The following is a 17,201-nucleotide window of genomic DNA, read 5'->3' as shown; positions in this document are numbered from 1 at the left end:
ATCCGTTATCCGTTCATCGAATGCAAAAAGACCGGCGCTCGCGCCGGTCTTTTTTTGGCACGGCGGCACAACCGTGTCCGCCCTGCCGCACCGCATCGAACGGTCGTTTCAACTATCCGTTTCAACCGCCCCGAACACGCGGTTCCACAGCGCCGTCACGGCCGCCCGCTCGTCGGCCACCACGGCCGGATCGACCCGCGCCTTCTCCATCCCGTCGAGCCGCAGCTTGTGCTGCAGCTTCCGGTACTTGCGGTACGCCGCCCCGACGCGCTCGGCCTCGTCCTCGCCCATCAGCCCGAAGCGCGCGACCTCGCGCAGCAGCGCGATATTGCCGGTGTTGCGGATCAGCTCGGCGTCGCTCGACGCGTGCAGCAGCACCCAGTACTGGACGATGAACTCGATGTCGACCATCCCGCCGCGATCGTGCTTCAGGTCGAACAGCTCGGTCTGGTTCGGGTGGCCGGCAAACACCTTGCCGCGCATGTCGACGATTTCCTTCGCGAGTACGCCGCCGTCGCGCGGCGTCGTCAGCACCTGCTGGCGGATCGCCTCGAAGTCCGCGCCGATCTGCGCGTCGCCCGCGCTGTAGCGGGCGCGCGTCAGCGCCTGATGCTCCCAGACCCACGCGGTATTCGCGGCATCGCCCTCGCGCAGCTGGTAGCGGCGGAACGCGTCGAGATCGGTAACGAGCAGCCCGGCCTCGCCGTTCGGCCGCAGCCGCAAGTCGATGTCGAACAGCGCGCCCGCGCCGGTCGCCGTGGTGAGCCACGTGATGAGCCGCCGCGTGAAGGTCGTATAGACATCTGCCGAACGATCGTCCGCATCGTCATACAGGAAGATCAGGTCGAGATCCGATGCGTAGCCGAGCTCCTTGCCGCCCAGCTTGCCGTACGCGATCACCGCGAACTTCGGCACGTCGCGATGGCGCTTCGCGAGCTGCGACCAGACGACTTCGATCGTCACGTCGAGCACCGCATCGGCCAGTTCGGACAGCCGGTCGCTCACGTGCTCGACCGACAGTTGCCCGGCCAGATCGATCAGCAGGATCCGGAACACTTCCGCGTGCTGCGCGTGCCGCAGCAGGTCCATCTGCTGCTCGGGGCCGTCGGCCGCGGCAAGGCGCGCGCGCAGTGCGTCCTTGAACGCGGGCCAGTCGAACGGGCTCGCGATCGCCTCGTCGTCGAGCAGCTCGTCGAGCAGTTGCGGGTGGCGGATCAGGTAGCCGCCGCCCCAGCGCGTCGCACCGAGCACCGACAGCACGCGGTCGAGCGCGGCCGGATATTCGGTCAGCAGCGCGAGGTAGACGCCGCGCCGGCTGACCGTCTCGAGCAGGTCGAACAGGCGCACGATCGTGTCGTCGCGGCGCGCGGCGTCGATGTTCGGTGCGGCCTCGAGCGCCCGCTGCGCGACGCTGTCGAAGCGCTGCCGGCTCTTCTCCGCCAGGCCCGTGTAACGCGACGACTGCCAGATCGCGCGCAGCCGGGTGAGCACGGCGGCCGGATCGGTAAAGCCGAGGCCGTCGAGACGGGCGACCAGCGCGTCGTCCTCGCCGTCGTCGGCCAGCGCGCCGCTCCAGATCCACGCGGCCGCCGAGTCGTCGCCGCTCGCGCTGGGCGCGCCGCTCGCCTTGTCGGCAAAAATCTGGTCGAACTGCGCTTCGACGAACGTGCGGTGGCCATCCAGTACCGCCATCAGCGCCGCATAGTCGGCAAAGCCCAGCGACGCGGCCAGCGCCGCGCGTTCGTCCGGCTCGACCGGCATCGCGTGCGTCTGCGCGTCGTTGCGGTACTGCAGCCGGTGCTCGAGCGTGCGCAGGAAGTTGTAGGCGTCGGTCAGGCCTGCGCGCACGTCCTCGCCGATCAGCCCGCGCGCCTGCGCATGGCGCAGCACCGCGAGCGTCGGCCGCACGCGGAATTCCGCATCCTGACCGCCACGGATCAGCTGGAACACCTGCGCGCTGAATTCGATCTCGCGGATCCCGCCGCGCCCGAGCTTGATGTCGTCAGCCTTGTCGGGCCGCATCGACGCGCGGCGCGCAGCTTCCTGCCGGATCTGCTGGTGCAGCGAGCGGATCGCGCCGATCACGCCGAAATCGAGATAGCGGCGGTACACGAACGGCTTGACGATCGACTCGAGCTGCGACTCCAGCCGCCGCGCCGCGTCGCTGTCGCCTTCCGACACGAGCCGCCCCTTGATCCAGGCATAGCGCTCCCACTCGCGCCCCTGCACGTAGAAATATTCCTCGAGCATGCCGAGGCTGCAGACGAGCGGCCCCGAATCGCCGTTCGGGCGCAGCCGCATGTCGACGCGAAACACGTAGCCGTCGGCCGTGACCTCGGACAGCACGCCGATCAGGCGCCGGCCGAGCCGCGTGAAGTATTCCTGCGTGGACAGCGGCGCGCGCGCGCCGCCGGTCGTCTCGCCGTCGTCCTCGTAGACGAAGATCAGGTCGATGTCCGACGACACGTTCAGTTCGCGGCCGCCGAGCTTGCCCATCCCGACCACACCGAGCACGACGCGCTGGCCGTCGGCGCCGCGCGGCTCGCCGTACAGCGCCTCGAGCTCGGCCGACAGCAGCGCGAGCGAGCGCTGCACGGCCACTTCGGCGAGATCGGTCATCGCGCCCGTCACCTCGGCGACGTCCGCCAGCCCGCGCAGGTCGCGCTCCGCGACCGCGCCGAATGCCTCCGCACGCAACTGCCGCAGCGCGCGCTTCAGTTGCTCCTCGGTCGGCGCGGCGGTGCCGGCCGGCGTTGCCAACAGTTCGGTGAGGCGCGCGTCGAGCTGCGCGCGGCCGAGCGGCGCGGCGGCCCACGCGGCGACCTGGTCGGCCAGCGCGGGGCGCGCGGCCGCCGCGCGGGCCAGGTAACGGGAATAGGACGTGCAGATCAGGGCGGAAGCGTCGGTCATCGAGAAGCGGGCCTGGCGGAACGGCCGGCCGGCACGGGAAGCGCATGCGCGCCCCCGCCCCCGACCGGCCCATGAACTCGGCGCGGCATCGCGGGACGCGCGTGCGCCCGTCGCGAAACCGCGCGCCGGAAAGCCCGTGCCGCGCTGCCGCAACGGCCGCCGGCACGAACCCGTGTGATACATTTCAACGTCAGTCTGCAAAACTACCATATCGCCGCCCGTCCGCCGCATGTCCGACCGTCAGGAATCCGCCGTAGCTGCGCCCGAAGCGGGACCTCCGAAGCACGATCATCCGGTCTTGCGTCGCGTGTTCAGGGTGACGCTGGCAGTCGGGATCGGCACCTACTTCGTCGCGTCCGGCGCGTTCCTCGGGCTGCGCTACGTCCTGCTGCCCCGCATCGACGAATTCCGCCCGCGCATCGAGCGCGCGGTGTCCGACAAGCTCCACGCGCAGCTTTCGATCGGCAAGCTTTCCCCGAACTGGTCCGGCATGCAGCCGGGCGTCGAACTCACGAACCTGACGATCCGCGGCCACGACGGCAAGGTCGCGCTGTCGGTGCCGCATGCGACGGCCGCGCTGTCGTGGATGTCGCTGCTGCGGCTGTCGCCCGCGCTGTCGAGCCTGATCGTCGACCAGCCCGACCTCGTCGTCGCGCGTGCGGCCGACGGCTCGCTGAGCATCGCGGGCGTCGGCGTGGCGACCACCCACGGCGGCAACGACACGTTCGGCACGTGGCTGCTGAAGCAGGAGGCGATCGTGCTGCGCGGCGGCACGCTGCGCTGGCGCGACGCGCAGCATGACGCGCCGGAGCTCGTGCTGTCGGGCATCCGGCTCGCGGTGCTCAACGACGGCCGCGTGCACAAGGCCGCGCTGCAGGCGCCCGCGAACGGCACGCTGCTGCTCGGCCCGCTCGATTTCCGCGCGCGCTTCAGGCACAAGCCGCTCGCGCCGGTCGGCAAGCCGTCGAACTGGACGGGCGACGCGTACCTGTCGACGGGCCCCGTCGACCTGCAGACGCTGGCGCGCTACCTCGACATGCCGCTCACGATCCACGCGGGCCGGATCGACAACGCGATCTGGGCGACCTTCAGCGACGGCCACCTGCATTCGGCGGGCGGCGACCTGCAAGGCGCGGACGTCGCGCTGCGCGTGCGCCCGACGCAGCCGCGGCTCGACGTGCCGACGGTCGGCTTCGGCTGGGACATGCAGCTCGATGCCGGCCACGACTACACGCTGCACCTGACGCGCTTCAACGCGGAGCTCGGGCAGCCGCCGCTGCCGGACGGCACGCCGCTCGCCCGCTCGCTCGCGCTGTCGACGCTGACGGCCCGCTACCGCGTGCCGACCGCCAGCCAGGGACAGTTGCTGAGCGTCGTCGGCGATCGCGTCGATCTCGGCATCCTCAGCGAGTTCATCCGCGGTCTGCCGCTGCCGGCACGCCTGCGCAACGAGCTGATCAAGATCGACCCGCGCGGGATGGTGTCGAACTATCACATCGAGGTCGAACGCGCGAAGCCCGCGCGGGCCGACCTCGCCGACGAGGAGCGGCGTACGGGCGCCGCACCGATCGTCCGCTACCGTTTCCTCGGCGATCTCCAGGGCATCAGCTTCGCCGCGCAGGAACCGCCGCCCGGCCTGTCGCCGCGCGGCCACCCGCGGGCCGGCTGGCCAGGCATCGAGAATCTGTGGGGCCGCGTCGATGCGAACGAGACAGGCGGCAGCGCGCATTTCGATACGGTCAACGCGGCCGTCACGGTACCCGGCGAATTCGACGAGCCGCGCCTGACGTTCGACCGGTTGCGCGGCAACGCCCGATGGGTGATCACGCCGGCGGCGGGCGACAAGCACGCGCGCGTCGACGTGACGCTGCCCGACCTGCTCGTCTCGAACCCCGATGCCGAAATCGCGGTGTCCGGCTCGTACACGAACCCCGGCCACGGCCGCGGCTCGCTCGACCTGCGCGCCGATTTCGCCCGCGCGTCGGTGGCGCGCATTCCGCGCTACCTGCCGACCGGGATGTCCGAACACCTGCGCGACTATCTCGGCCACGCGCTGCAGGACGGCCAGGTGACCAAAGGCGCGTCGATCGTCGCGCGCGGCCCGCTCGAAAAATTCCCGTTCGAACACGAGCCGGATGCCGGCGTGTTCCACATCGTCGCGCCGTTCACCGGCGGCCGTTTCGAGCCGACGCCATACCCGCCGCGCAAGCTCGCGAACGGCACGCCGAGCGTCTGGCCGGCGCTCGACGGGATCGACGGCGTGTTCGAGCTGGCGCAGAACAAGCTGCGCTTCGACATCCACCGCGCGCACTACAAGCGCGTCGCGCTGACGAAGGTCGCGGGCCGCATCGACGATCTCGGCAATCCGACCCACTCGCCGCTGATCATCGACGGCCATGCGCAGGGCCCGCTCGCCGACCTGATCGACTACGCGGACAACAGCTCGCTCGGCACGATGAGCAACCATATCGGCCAGCGGATCGATGCGCAGGGGCCCGCGTCGCTCGCGCTCAAGATCACGATTCCGCAGCACGTCGCGCATCCGCACACGCACGTCGAAGGCGCGCTCGCGTTCGGCGGCAATACGCTGACGGCCAGCGGCGTGCCGCCGCTGTCGGCGCTGCGCGGCAGCGTCCGGTTCACCGAGGCCGGCGCGTCGCTGCACGACCTGTCGGGACGCTTCCTCGGCGGCCCGGTGCGCGCGAACGGCAATTTCCAGTCGCACGGCCCGTACACGGTGGACGTGGATGGCCGGCTCGCACTCGACGCCGCGCGCGGCCTGAACCTGCACGGCCCGGCCGCCGCGCTGCTCGAGCACGTGGTCGGCGACGCGCCCTACACGGTCGCCGTGCGCGGTGCGCCGGGCCGCCTGCCCGACATCAGCGCGCACTCCGACCTCACCGGCGTCGCACTGCAGTTCCCGGCGCCGTTCGCGAAGGCAGCCGGCACGCCGATGCCGTTCAGCTTCACGCTGCAGCCGGCGCCGCAGGCGGACGGCAAGCGCCTCGAACACGCCGACCTGACGCTCGGCCCCGTGTCCGCGACCTACCTGCTCGACGCGACGCGCGGCCAGCCGCTGCGCGCGGTGCGCGGTGCGATGGGCATCCACCGGATGCCCGACATGCCGCAGGACGGCGTGAGCGCGGCCGTCGACGTCAACGAACTGGACGCCGATGCGTGGCTCGCGCTGGCCCATACGCTGAAGCCCGACACGCCGCGCGCGCCGGAGCCGCAGGCCGCGCCGCGCGTCGATTTCGCGAGCTTCGTGCCGAAGCGCTTCGCGTTCCACTTCGGCACACTGAAGCTGCTCAAGCGCAACTGGGAAAACGTGATCGTCGGCGCGTCGCACATCGACGAGCTCTGGCAGGCGAACATCGCGTCGAACCAGGTGTCGGGCTACCTGTCGTGGGCGCCGGGCGGCGGCCACAACGGCGCGGGCGTGCTGAACGCGCGGCTCGCGAAGCTCGTGGTTCCGGACAGCGCGCAGCACGATCTCGTCGGCCGCGCGATGAACCTGCCGACGCCGACCGACCGCCCGATGCCGTCGATCGACCTGATCGTCGACCAGGTCGTCGCGCGCAACCACGACATCGGCCGCCTCGTCGTCAACGCGCGCAATATCGACGAAGCCGGCACGCCGGTCTGGCAGCTCGACAAGCTGGAGCTGTCGAACCCGGCCGCGAAGCTGACGGCGACCGGCAACTGGCGCACGTCGCGCCGCGCGCTTGCCCGCGGCGCCGACGAAAACGACGCGCCGCGCCGCACCGTATTCGACTTCAAGCTCGACATCGACAACGCGGGCGCGCTGCTCGACCGCGTCGGCCTGCCCCGCACGCTGGCGGACGGCCATGGCACGGTCACGGGCAAGGTCGGCTGGCGCGGCGGCCCGACCGCACTCGACTTCCCGTCGCTCGGCGGCCAGATTGCGCTCGATCTCGAACACGGCCAGATCCTGAAGGTCGATCCGGGTGCGGCGAAACTCCTCGGCGTGCTGAGCCTGCAGAGCCTCGCGCGCTTCCTGACGCTGAATTTCCGCGACGTGATCGGCAAGGGGCTGCCGTTCGACAAGATCACCGGTACCGGCCAGATCTCGAACGGGATTGCCCGCACCGACGACTTTTCGATGATGACGGGGCCCGCGAACGTCACCGTGCGCGGCGCGGTCGATCTCGGCACCGAGACGCAGGACCTGCATGCGCACGTCGCGCCGAAAATCAGCGCGGGCGCGGCCGCGATCGGGGCGGCCATCATCAACCCGCTGCTCGGCGTCGGCGTGCTGGCCGCGAACTATGCGCTGTCGGAGACGCTGTCGCGCGCGTTCGCGCTCGACTACGCGATCACCGGCTCGTGGGCGCACCCGCACATCGAGCGGGTGCAAGGCGATCAGGGTAAGATGAATCACGGTCCGGCCGATGCGGCGAACCATTGAGCCGCGCGCCGAATCGCGCACGGTGCCGGGCCGCACCCCATTTATGATGCAACCGATCCAGCGATGACCGACCCTACCCGTTCCGCCACGTCCTTCCAGGTCGCCGCGCTGCAGATGGTGAGCACGCCGGACGTCACGCGCAATCTCGCCGAAGCGCGCCGCCTGATCGCGGAAGCCGCCGGCGAAGGCGCGCAGCTCGTGCTGCTGCCCGAGTATTTCTGCTTCATGGGGCACCGCGACACCGACAAGCTCGCGCTCGCCGAGCCCTACCGGGACGGCCCGATCCAGCACTTCCTCGCGGACGCCGCGCGTCGCCACGGCATCTGGGTGATCGGCGGCACGCTGCCGCTGAAGGCGCCGGAGCCCGATCGCGTGCTGAACACGACGCTCGTGTTCGATCCGTCCGGCAACGAAGCCGCGCGCTACGACAAGATCCACCTGTTCAACTTCGAAAAAGGCGACGAGTCGTTCGACGAGGCCCGCACGATCCGCGCGGGCGATACGGTCGTCGCGTTCGATGCACCGTTCGGGCGGGTCGGCCTGTCGGTCTGTTACGATCTCCGCTTTCCGGAGCTGTATCGCAGGATGGGCGACTGCGCGCTGATCGTCGTACCGTCGGCGTTTACGTATACGACCGGCCGCGCGCACTGGGAAATGCTGCTGCGCGCGCGGGCCGTCGAGAATCAATGCTACGTGCTCGCGGCCGCGCAAGGCGGCAAGCACGAGAACGGCCGGCGCACCTGGGGCCACAGCATGCTGATCGACCCGTGGGGCGAGATCGTCGCGGTTCGCGACGTGGGCGCCAGCGTCGTGCTCGGCGCGATCGATCCGCAGCGCATCGCCGACGTGCGCCAGAGCCTGCCCGCGTGGCGGCACCGCGTGCTGACCTGAATCCACCGCGCCGCTTGAAACGCCGCACGGCCAACCCATCTGCCCAGAAGCACCCGACAACTTTTTGAGAAACCCCGATATCCGCATGAACATCATCGAACCCGGCATCCGCAACCTCGCGCTGGCGAAGGACATCCTGCTCACGCCGTATGGCCTCGACGAAAGCCTGCTCACGCGCACGATCGCCGACATCTTCACGCATCGCGTCGACTACGCGGACCTGTACTTCCAGGCGACCCGCAGCGAAGCGTGGAGCCTCGAGGAAGGCATCGTCAAATCGGGCAGCTTCAGCATCGACCAGGGCGTCGGCGTGCGCGCGGTCGCGGGCGACCGCACCGCGTTCGCGTACTCGGACGACCTGTCGCCGGAAGCGATCGCACAAGCAGCAGCGGCCACCAAGGCGATCGCGGCGGCCGGCGGCGGCCGCCAGAAGATCAAGGCGGCCACGTCGCTGAAGGGCATCTCGGGCCGCGACCTGTACCTGCCGTCCGATCCGCTCGCGTCGCTCGACGCGACGGCCAAGGTCAAGCTGCTCGAGCGCATCGAACAGATGGCGCGCGGCCGCGACCCGCGCATCACGCAGGTGATGGCAGGCCTCGCCGGCGAATACGACGTCGTGCTGGTCGCACGCAGCGACGGCGCGCTCGCGGCCGACATCCGCCCGCTCGTGCGCGTGTCGGTCACGGTGATCGCCGAGCAGAACGGCCGCCGCGAGATCGGCTCCGGCGGCGGCGGCGGCCGCTTCGACTACGGCTACTTCACCGACGAAGTGCTGTCGCGCTACGTCGACGACGCCGTGCATGCGGCGCTCGTCAACCTCGACGCCCGCCCTGCGCCGGCCGGCGCGATGACGGTGGTGCTCGGGCCGGGCTGGCCGGGCGTGCTGCTGCACGAGGCGATCGGCCACGGTCTCGAGGGCGACTTCAACCGCAAGGGTTCGTCGGCATTCGCGGGCCGGATCGGCGAGCGGGTCGCCGCGAAGGGCGTGACCGTCGTCGACGACGGCACGCTGCCGAACCGCCGCGGCTCGCTGAACATCGACGACGAAGGCAACCCGACGCAGTGCACGACGCTGATCGAGGACGGCATCCTGAAGGGCTACATCCAGGACACGCTGAACGCGCGCCTGATGAAGATGCCGGTCACGGGCAACGCGCGGCGCGAGTCGTACGCAGCGCTGCCGATGCCGCGCATGACCAACACGTACATGCTGAACGGCGACAAGGATCCGCAGGAAATCATCGCGTCGGTGAAGCACGGCCTGTACGCGGTGAACTTCGGCGGCGGCCAGGTCGACATCACGAACGGCAAGTTCGTGTTCTCGGCGTCCGAGGCGTACATGATCGAGAACGGCAAGATTACCTACCCGGTGAAGGGCGCGACGCTGATCGGCAGCGGCCCCGAATCGCTGAAGGATGTGAGCATGATCGGCAACGACATGTCGCTCGATTCGGGTGTCGGCGTGTGCGGCAAGGAAGGCCAGAGCGTGCCGGTCGGCGTCGGCCAGCCGACCCTGCGGATCGACAGGATGACGGTCGGCGGTACGGCATAACCGCATCGCGGCGCAGACATTCCGCGCATTTTGAAGAAAACGCGCGGAATGTCCGCATTTTCGACGTTTCCCGGTTGCCAGCCGCCCGGCGACGGGGTATAAATTCCGAATCAACTTTTTTGACGAACCGAATCTCCGTCATGTCCGCCAAGTTTTACTTTTACTTTTTTTGGTATCTCAGACCGCTGGCGGATCGAGAGGGTTGATGGCGCGTAAAGCGCAACCGAAATTCCCGAAAAAACCGCCGGCGAACCCGGCGGTTTTTTTTCGCCCTTCGCCACCCGGTCGCCGCCGCAGCGGTCCCGCGGCCCCGACCGAAACCACTGAATCGCTTGAATTGATGAATCTGCCGCACGCGCACTCGCACTGACCGAACGGCGCCCGGAACCAAGGAGAAACAGCATGCCCCCGCACAACACCGACGACGTCCGCATTCGTGAACTCAAGGAACTCACGCCGCCCGCCCACCTGATCCGCGAATTCGCGTGCTCCGAAGCCGCGTCCGAGCTGATCTACAACTCGCGCCAGTCGATGCACCGCATCCTGCACGGGATGGACGACCGGCTGATCGTCGTGATCGGGCCGTGCTCGATCCACGACACGAAGGCGGCGATCGAGTACGCGGGGCGGCTGGCGAAGGAGCGCGAGCGCTTCAAGGGCGAACTGGAAATCGTGATGCGCGTGTACTTCGAAAAGCCGCGCACGACGGTCGGCTGGAAGGGCCTCATCAACGATCCGCACCTCGACAACAGCTTCAAGATCAACGAAGGCCTGCGCACCGCGCGCGAGCTGCTGCTTCAGATCAACGAGATGGGGCTGCCGGCCGCGACCGAATACCTCGACATGATCAGCCCGCAGTACATCGCCGACCTGATCTCGTGGGGCGCGATCGGCGCACGCACCACCGAGTCGCAGGTGCACCGCGAACTCGCGTCGGGGCTGTCGTGCCCGGTCGGCTTCAAGAACGGCACCGACGGCAACGTGAAGATCGCGGTCGACGCGATCAAGGCCGCGTCGCAGCCGCACCATTTCCTGTCGGTGACGAAGGGCGGCCATTCGGCGATCGTGTCGACGGCCGGCAACGAGGACTGCCACGTGATCCTGCGCGGCGGCAAGACGCCGAACTACGACGCGGACAGCGTGAACGCCGCCTGCGCGGACATCGGCAAGGCCGGCCTCGCCGCGCGCCTGATGATCGACGCGAGCCACGCGAACAGCTCGAAGAAGCACGAGAACCAGATCCCCGTGTGCGCGGACATCGGCCGCCAGGTCGCGGCCGGCGACGCCCGCATCGTCGGCGTGATGATCGAGTCGCACCTCGTCGAGGGCCGCCAGGACCTGAAGGAAGGCTGCGAACTGACCTACGGCCAGAGCATCACCGACGCGTGCATCGCGTGGGACGACAGCGTGAAGGTGCTCGAAGGCCTCGCGGAGTCGGTCAAGGCACGCCGCGTCACGCGCGGCAGCGGGAACTGATCGCGCACTGAGACAGGCTGGCCGCATGGCCCCGCCTGACGGCGGGCTGGCCATGCGGCCAGCCTGCGGTCGTCGTTTCGCTCTGCTAGACTAGCTAACATCATTTAGCTAACCAGGAAGGGTGACCATGCCGACCGTCAACATGCACGACGCCAAGTCGCGGCTCTCAAGCCTCGTTGAAGCGCTTGAACTGGGGCGCGAATCCGAAGTCGTGATCGCCCGAAATGGTCATCCGGTTGCCCGGATCGTTCCTTATGCTGCGCCAAAGCGGATCGGCGCAGCCCGTCAGTTGCTTGCCGGGCTGAACATCCCGACAACCGTCGAGGCATTCAATGCCGGCGATGAATCGATCGCCGCCGACTTCGATGCCAGCTCGGAACACGGGCTCGCACCGTGAAGCTGCTGCTCGATACGCACATCGCGCTCTGGGCAGCCGAAGGTGCGCCTCACCTTTCGGCGACCGCGGCCGCATTGATCGAACATCCCGAAAACACGCTGTACGTCAGCGCCGCGTCCATCTGGGAAATCGCGATCAAGTATCGCAAAGGCAATCTGCCCGTCCATCCGCGCGATGCGCGTTCGGCGTTCCGGCTCGCGGGTTTTGCGGAATTGCCGATCAGCAGCGATCACGTCGATGGGGTCGCCGCACTGCCCGATTTTCCGGATCATGCCGATCCGTTCGACCGCGTGATGGTCGCGCAGGCTCTCCATGAAGGCATGCCGCTCGTCAGCGCCGATCCCAAGGTGTGGCGCTATCACGCCACGCTGATGCTGCGAGCCTGACGCGCTGCCTGCCACAAAATCAAAGCCCGGCTCGCGCCGGGCTTTTTTCATGAACCGCCGATCCTGCGTGCGAGCATCACTCGAGCGCGCCCGAACCGAAGATCTCGGTGTTCACGCGCTCCGACGCCACACCGAGTGCGATCAGCGCGTCACGCTGCGCCTTCATGAACGCGATCGGGCCGCAGATGTAGTAGTCGGCATCCGGCACCAGCGCGAATTCCTTCACACGCTCCGGCGTGAGACGGCCTTCGAGGTCGTAATCGACGCCGACGCGATCGTTCGGGCCGACCTGTTCGTACAGCACCGTGCGCTTCACGTTCGCATTCGCCCGCACCGTATCGTTCAGCCAGTCGCGGAACGCGTGCACCGCGCCCGAACGGCATGCATGGACGAACCGCACGTCGCGCTTGCTGCCTTCCGCGACCAGCGTCGACACCATCGACATCATCGGCGTGATGCCGACGCCGCCCGAGATCAGCACGACCGGCGTCTCGACGCCACGCTTCAGCGAGAATTCGCCCATCGGCGCGGTCACCTCGACGATCGCACCCTCCTCGACGCCGTCGTGCATCAGCGTCGACACCTTGCCGGCCGGAATGACTTCCGGTTTGCCGGCTTCGCGCTTCACCGAGATGCGCAGCCACTTGCCGTTCGGCGCGTCGGACAGGCTGTACTGGCGCGGCTGGTCGACGCCGAGGTCGCCGACGAAGCGCTTCACCGTGATGTACTGGCCCGGTTCGAACGTCGGTGCCGCGCCGCCGTCCGCCGGCGTCAGGTAGAACGACGTGATCTCGTCGCTCTCGCGCACCTTGCGCTCGACCTTGAACGGGCGGAACCCGCTCCATGCGGCGCCTGCATACAGGTCGGCCTCGGCGCCGATCAGGATCTGCGCGAGCTGGCCGTACGCGACGCGCCATGCTTCGAGCGTGTCGGCGTCGACTGCATCGCCGAGCACCTCGACGATCGACGCGAGCAGGTTCTCGCCGACGATCGGGTAATGCTCGGGGCGGATGTTCAGGCTCGCGTGCTTGTGCGCGATGTGCGACACGGCGCCGCCCAGCGCGCCGAGGTTGTCGATGTTCGCCGCATACGCATAGACGGCCTTCGCGAGCGTCTCCGGCTGGCTGCCGGTCTTCTGGTGCGTCTGGTTGAACAGGTTCTTCAGTTCCGGATGGCGCGCGAACATGCGCTGGTAGAAATGCTTCGTGATCGTCGCACCGTGCACGGCGAGGACAGGGGCAGTGGCCTTCACGCGAGCCATCTGGTCAGCGGTAATGGGGGTCATGTTCGTTCTCCGTTAAACATGTAGATACGATACATCTTTAAAATGGCCCGTCCCTCGGGCAAATTGTCGCAGTGCGGAAATCCTTGCGTGGCGTCAGCGGACGCGGCCACGCTCCCACAGCACGTCCGCCCCGCCGTCGGTGCGGTTCAGCACGCGCGCCAGCACGAACAGCAGGTCCGACAGCCGGTTCACGTAACGCCGCGGTGCATCATTGAGCGCGTCGTTGCGCCCGAGCGCGACGATCGAGCGCTCCGCGCGGCGGCACACCGTCCGGCACACGTGCGCGAGCGACGCCGCGCGGGAGCCGGCCGGCAGGATGAACTCCTTCAGCGGCGGCAGCGTCCCGTTGTACTCGGCGAGCCAGCGGTCGAGGCGCGCGAGGTGCGTGTCGTCGATCACCGTGTGGCCGGGGATGCACAGCTCGCCGCCGAGGTCGAACAGGTCGTGCTGGATCGTGACGAGCGCCGTGCGCACGTCGTCGGGCAGCGGCTCGGCGAGCAGCACGCCGAGGTTCGAATTCAGTTCGTCGACGTCGCCGATCGCGGCGATCCGCACATCGTCCTTGCCGATGCGCCGTCCGTCGCCGAGGCCGGTGGTGCCATCGTCGCCGGTGCGCGTGGCGATCTTGCTCAAGCGGTTGCCCATGCGAATGTCCTCTGGTGCGCGGCCGCCGTGCGGCCACGGGTTGCCGTGGAACGCGATTATCGCAGCCCGCGGCGGGGGCCGCAGCAGGCGTTCCAGCGTAGAATGGGCCGAAAGTTTGACAAGCAGTCGTCAGGAGACATTCGTGAATCACCCCGCCCCGCCGGCCGCCACGCGCCGTCCCCTTCCCCCTGCCATGCTCGATGCGCTGCGCGCCGCCTTCGGCGAGCGCGTGTCGACCGCCGACGCCGTCCGCGCCCACCACGGCCGCGACGAATCGCCGTTCGACCCGCAACTGCCCGACGCCGTCGTGTTCGCGCACAGCACGGACGACGTGCGCGAAGTCGTGTCGCTGTGCGCGCTGTACAGCGTACCGCTGATCCCGTACGGTGCCGGCTCGTCGCTCGAAGGCCACCTGCTCGCGGTGCGCGGCGGCGTATCGCTCGACCTGTCGGAAATGAACCGCGTGCTGTCGATCAACGCCGAAGACCTGACCGTGACGGTCGAGCCGGGCATCACGCGCAAGGCGCTCAACGAAGCGCTGCGCGACACCGGCCTGTTCTTCCCGATCGACCCGGGCGCCGACGCCAGCATCGGCGGGATGACCGCAACGCGCGCGTCGGGCACCAACGCCGTGCGCTACGGCACGATGCGCGAAAACGTGCTCGGCCTGACCGCCGTGCTCGCCGACGGCCGCGTGGTGAAAACCGGCTCGCGCGCCCGCAAGTCGTCGGCCGGCTACGACCTCACGCGCCTGTTCGTCGGCTCCGAAGGCACGCTCGGCGTGATCACCGAGATCACGCTGCGCCTGCATCCGCTGCCCGAGGCCGTGTCGGCCGCGACCTGCACGTTCCCGTCGATGGGCGACGCCGTGCGCACCGTGATCGAGACGATCCAGATCGGCGTGCCGATCGCGCGCGTCGAATTCGTCGATGCGCTCGCCGTGCGCTCGATCAACCGCCATTCGAACCTGACGCTCACCGAAGCGCCGACGCTGTTCTTCGAATTCCACGGCACCGAGGCCGGCGTGAAGGAACAGGCCGAGCTCGTGCAGGCGCTCGCCGGCCAGAACAACGGCCAGGGCTTCGAATGGGCAACCCGCCCCGAAGACCGCAGCCGCCTCTGGGCCGCCCGCCACAACGCGTATTTCGCGATGCTGCAGTTGAAACCCGGTTGCCGCGCGGTGACGACCGATGTCTGCGTGCCGATCTCGCAGCTCGCCGCGTGCGTCGAGGAAACCGAAGTCGACCTGCGCGCGTCGTCGCTGCCCTGCCCGATCGTCGGCCACGTCGGCGACGGCAATTTCCACGTCGCGATCCTGATCGATCCCGACAAGCCGGAGGAAATCGCCGAAGCCGAGCACATCAACGACCGGATCGTCGAGCGCGCGCTGCGCCTCGGCGGCACCTGTACGGGCGAGCACGGCGTCGGGCTGCACAAGATGCGCTTCCTGCCGAAGGAGCACGGCGACAACGCGATCGACACGATGCGTGCGATCAAGCTCGCGCTCGATCCGCGCAACCTGATGAATCCGGGCAAGATTTTCACGTGCTGAGACGGCGTCGCGACACCGCGCCGCCTGCTGCAGGAGACCCCATGAACGCTCCCGTCGAACTGTCGAGCGCGGCACGCGCGCAGCGCCAGCGCGAAGTCGTGCAGGCGCTGATGGCCGTGTTGCCGACGCACTGCCTGCTGTACCGCGACGAAGACACGGCACCGTACGAATGCGACGGCCTGTCCGCGTACCGCCGCCTGCCGCTCGCGGTCGCGCTGCCCGAAACGGAGTCGCAGGTGCAGCGGATCGTGCAGATCTGCCGCCGCATGGAAGTGCCGATCGTGCCGCGTGGCGCGGGCACGAGCCTGTCGGGCGGCGCGCTGCCGATCGCGCTCGGCGTCGTGCTGTCGCTTGCGCGCTTCACGCGCATCGTCGAAGTCGATCCTTACGCGCGCACGGCGACCGTGCAACCCGGCGTGCGCAACCTCGCGATCTCGGAAGCCGCCGCGCCGTACGGCCTGTATTACGCGCCCGATCCGTCGTCGCAGATCGCGTGCACGATCGGCGGCAACGTCGCGGAAAATTCCGGCGGCGTGCACTGCCTGAAATACGGGCTGACCGTACACAACGTGATGCGCGTGCGCGCGGTGACGATCGACGGCGAGATCGTCGAGTTCGGCTCGCTCGCACTCGACATGCCGGGCCTCGACCTGCTCGCCGTGATGATCGGCAGCGAAGGGATGTTCGCGATCGTCACCGAGGTCACGGTGAGGCTGATCCCGAAGCCGCAAACGGCCCAGCTCGTGATGGCGAGCTTCGACGACGTCGTCAAGGGCGGCGAGGCCGTCGCGGCGATCATCGCGTCCGGAATCATCCCGGCCGGGCTCGAAATGATGGACAAGCCGGCCACGCAGGCCGTCGAGGCGTTCACGCACGCGGGCTACGACCTCGACGCGAAAGCGATCCTGCTGTGCGAATCGGACGGCACGCCGGAAGAAGTCGCCGAAGAGATCGTGCGGATGACGGCCGTGCTGCGCGAGCATGGCGCGACGCGCATCCAGGTATCGCGCAACGAACACGAGCGGCTGCGCTTCTGGTCGGGCCGGAAGAACGCGTTCCCGGCCGCCGGCCGGATTTCCGCCGACTATTACTGCATGGACGGCACCGTGCCGCGCCGTGCGATCGGCCCGCTGCTCGCGCGCATCGAGCAGCTCGAAACGCGCTACGGGCTGCGCTGCATCAACGTGTTCCACGCGGGCGACGGCAACATGCATCCGCTGATCCTCTACAACGCGAACGATCCGGACGAGTTGCACCGCGCCGAGCAGTTCGGCGCGGAAATCCTCGAATGCTGCGTGGAATTCGGTGGCAGCGTGACGGGCGAGCACGGCGTCGGCATCGAGAAGCTCAATTCGATGTGCGTACAGTTCTCGCCGCAGGAGCGCGATGCGTTCTTCGCGGTCAAGCGCGCGTTCGATCCGGCCGGGCTGCTGAACCCGGACAAGGGCATCCCGACCCGTGCGCGCTGCGCCGAGTACGGTCGCCAGCACGTGCGCGGCGGGCTGCTGCCGCACCCCGACCTGCCGCGTTTCTGAGCATCGCGCGCGGTGCGCCGGCCCGGGCCGGCGGCCGGGTCGCGGCGGACGGCCACGTTCGCGCGGCGGCGCCGGCATGCGGTCTGCGATACGGGGCTTAGGGATAGTCGCGATGTGGATTCGCGCCACCCCGGTACAATCGA

Annotated in this window: 12 protein-coding genes; 8 read left to right on the top strand and 4 right to left on the bottom strand. The window is 68.7% G+C overall.

Features of this window, described 5'->3' with window-relative positions; genetic code table 11:
• Window positions 1-108: 108 nt before the first annotated feature.
• Window positions 109-2,910: a bifunctional [glutamate--ammonia ligase]-adenylyl-L-tyrosine phosphorylase/[glutamate--ammonia-ligase] adenylyltransferase gene (gene glnE / locus ACN8ZM_RS03605; protein WP_420210559.1), complete on the bottom strand. Its 2,802-nt coding sequence runs from the start codon at window positions 2,908-2,910 to the stop codon at window positions 109-111.
• 229 nt (window positions 2,911-3,139) lie between these two features.
• Here glnE and ACN8ZM_RS03600 point away from each other — a divergent pair, with 229 nt between their 5' ends.
• The 3 genes from ACN8ZM_RS03600 (at window position 3,140) to tldD (ending at window position 9,782) form a co-directional block, all read left to right on the top strand.
• The gene (locus tag ACN8ZM_RS03600; protein WP_420210558.1) at window positions 3,140-7,339 is read left to right on the top strand and encodes a YhdP family protein; all 4,200 of its coding nucleotides are present in this window, start codon (window positions 3,140-3,142) and stop codon (window positions 7,337-7,339) included.
• Between the two features lie 63 nt (window positions 7,340-7,402).
• Window positions 7,403-8,230: a carbon-nitrogen hydrolase family protein gene (locus ACN8ZM_RS03595; RefSeq protein WP_420210557.1), complete on the top strand. Its 828-nt coding sequence runs from the start codon at window positions 7,403-7,405 to the stop codon at window positions 8,228-8,230.
• A gap of 85 nt (window positions 8,231-8,315) precedes the next feature.
• The gene (gene tldD, locus ACN8ZM_RS03590) at window positions 8,316-9,782 is read left to right on the top strand and encodes a metalloprotease TldD (protein WP_043189560.1); all 1,467 of its coding nucleotides are present in this window, start codon (window positions 8,316-8,318) and stop codon (window positions 9,780-9,782) included.
• Between the two features lie 110 nt (window positions 9,783-9,892).
• Here tldD and ACN8ZM_RS03585 read toward each other — a convergent pair whose 3' ends face one another.
• Window positions 9,893-10,186 (bottom strand): hypothetical protein, encoded by a 294-nt coding sequence (locus ACN8ZM_RS03585; RefSeq protein WP_179258664.1) that lies wholly within the window; start codon window positions 10,184-10,186, stop codon window positions 9,893-9,895.
• On the opposite strand from ACN8ZM_RS03585, the gene aroG reads away from it, so the two are divergent.
• The 3 genes from aroG to ACN8ZM_RS03570 all read left to right on the top strand — a co-directional run bounded on the left by aroG (window position 10,185) and on the right by ACN8ZM_RS03570 (window position 12,041).
• Complete coding sequence (aroG, locus tag ACN8ZM_RS03580; RefSeq protein WP_043189562.1) at window positions 10,185-11,258, top strand: 3-deoxy-7-phosphoheptulonate synthase AroG; 1,074 nt, start codon at window positions 10,185-10,187, stop codon at window positions 11,256-11,258. The two genes, ACN8ZM_RS03585 and aroG, sit on opposite strands and share 2 nt — an antisense overlap.
• Before the next feature lie 127 nt (window positions 11,259-11,385).
• The gene (locus tag ACN8ZM_RS03575) at window positions 11,386-11,655 is read left to right on the top strand and encodes a type II toxin-antitoxin system Phd/YefM family antitoxin (protein WP_089449937.1); all 270 of its coding nucleotides are present in this window, start codon (window positions 11,386-11,388) and stop codon (window positions 11,653-11,655) included.
• Window positions 11,652-12,041: a type II toxin-antitoxin system VapC family toxin gene (locus ACN8ZM_RS03570; RefSeq protein ID WP_089449936.1), complete on the top strand. Its 390-nt coding sequence runs from the start codon at window positions 11,652-11,654 to the stop codon at window positions 12,039-12,041. Before ACN8ZM_RS03575 ends, ACN8ZM_RS03570 begins: the two co-directional genes overlap by 4 nt.
• Before the next feature lie 76 nt (window positions 12,042-12,117).
• Here ACN8ZM_RS03570 and hmpA read toward each other — a convergent pair whose 3' ends face one another.
• A complete protein-coding gene (hmpA, locus tag ACN8ZM_RS03565; protein ID WP_043189571.1) occupies window positions 12,118-13,326 on the bottom strand; it encodes an NO-inducible flavohemoprotein in 1,209 nt (402 codons plus the stop codon).
• A gap of 93 nt (window positions 13,327-13,419) precedes the next feature.
• Window positions 13,420-13,971 carry a cob(I)yrinic acid a,c-diamide adenosyltransferase gene (locus ACN8ZM_RS03560; protein ID WP_089449935.1) on the bottom strand — a complete coding sequence of 184 codons (552 nt, stop codon included), beginning with the start codon at window positions 13,969-13,971 and terminating at the stop codon, window positions 13,420-13,422.
• A 142-nt stretch (window positions 13,972-14,113) separates the two neighbouring features.
• Between ACN8ZM_RS03560 and ACN8ZM_RS03555 the strand changes: the two genes are divergently transcribed.
• Entirely contained in the window at window positions 14,114-15,523 is a 1,410-nt protein-coding gene (locus ACN8ZM_RS03555; RefSeq protein ID WP_043189575.1) for an FAD-binding oxidoreductase, read from the top strand.
• A gap of 41 nt (window positions 15,524-15,564) precedes the next feature.
• The gene (locus ACN8ZM_RS03550) at window positions 15,565-17,058 is read left to right on the top strand and encodes an FAD-linked oxidase C-terminal domain-containing protein (protein WP_043189578.1); all 1,494 of its coding nucleotides are present in this window, start codon (window positions 15,565-15,567) and stop codon (window positions 17,056-17,058) included.
• The last annotated feature ends 143 nt before the right edge of the window (window positions 17,059-17,201 follow it).

The sequence above is a fragment of the Burkholderia aenigmatica genome, from assembly GCF_048627025.1.
GTDB lineage: Bacteria > Pseudomonadota > Gammaproteobacteria > Burkholderiales > Burkholderiaceae > Burkholderia > Burkholderia aenigmatica.
This window is presented reverse-complemented; position numbering and strand designations above follow the sequence as displayed.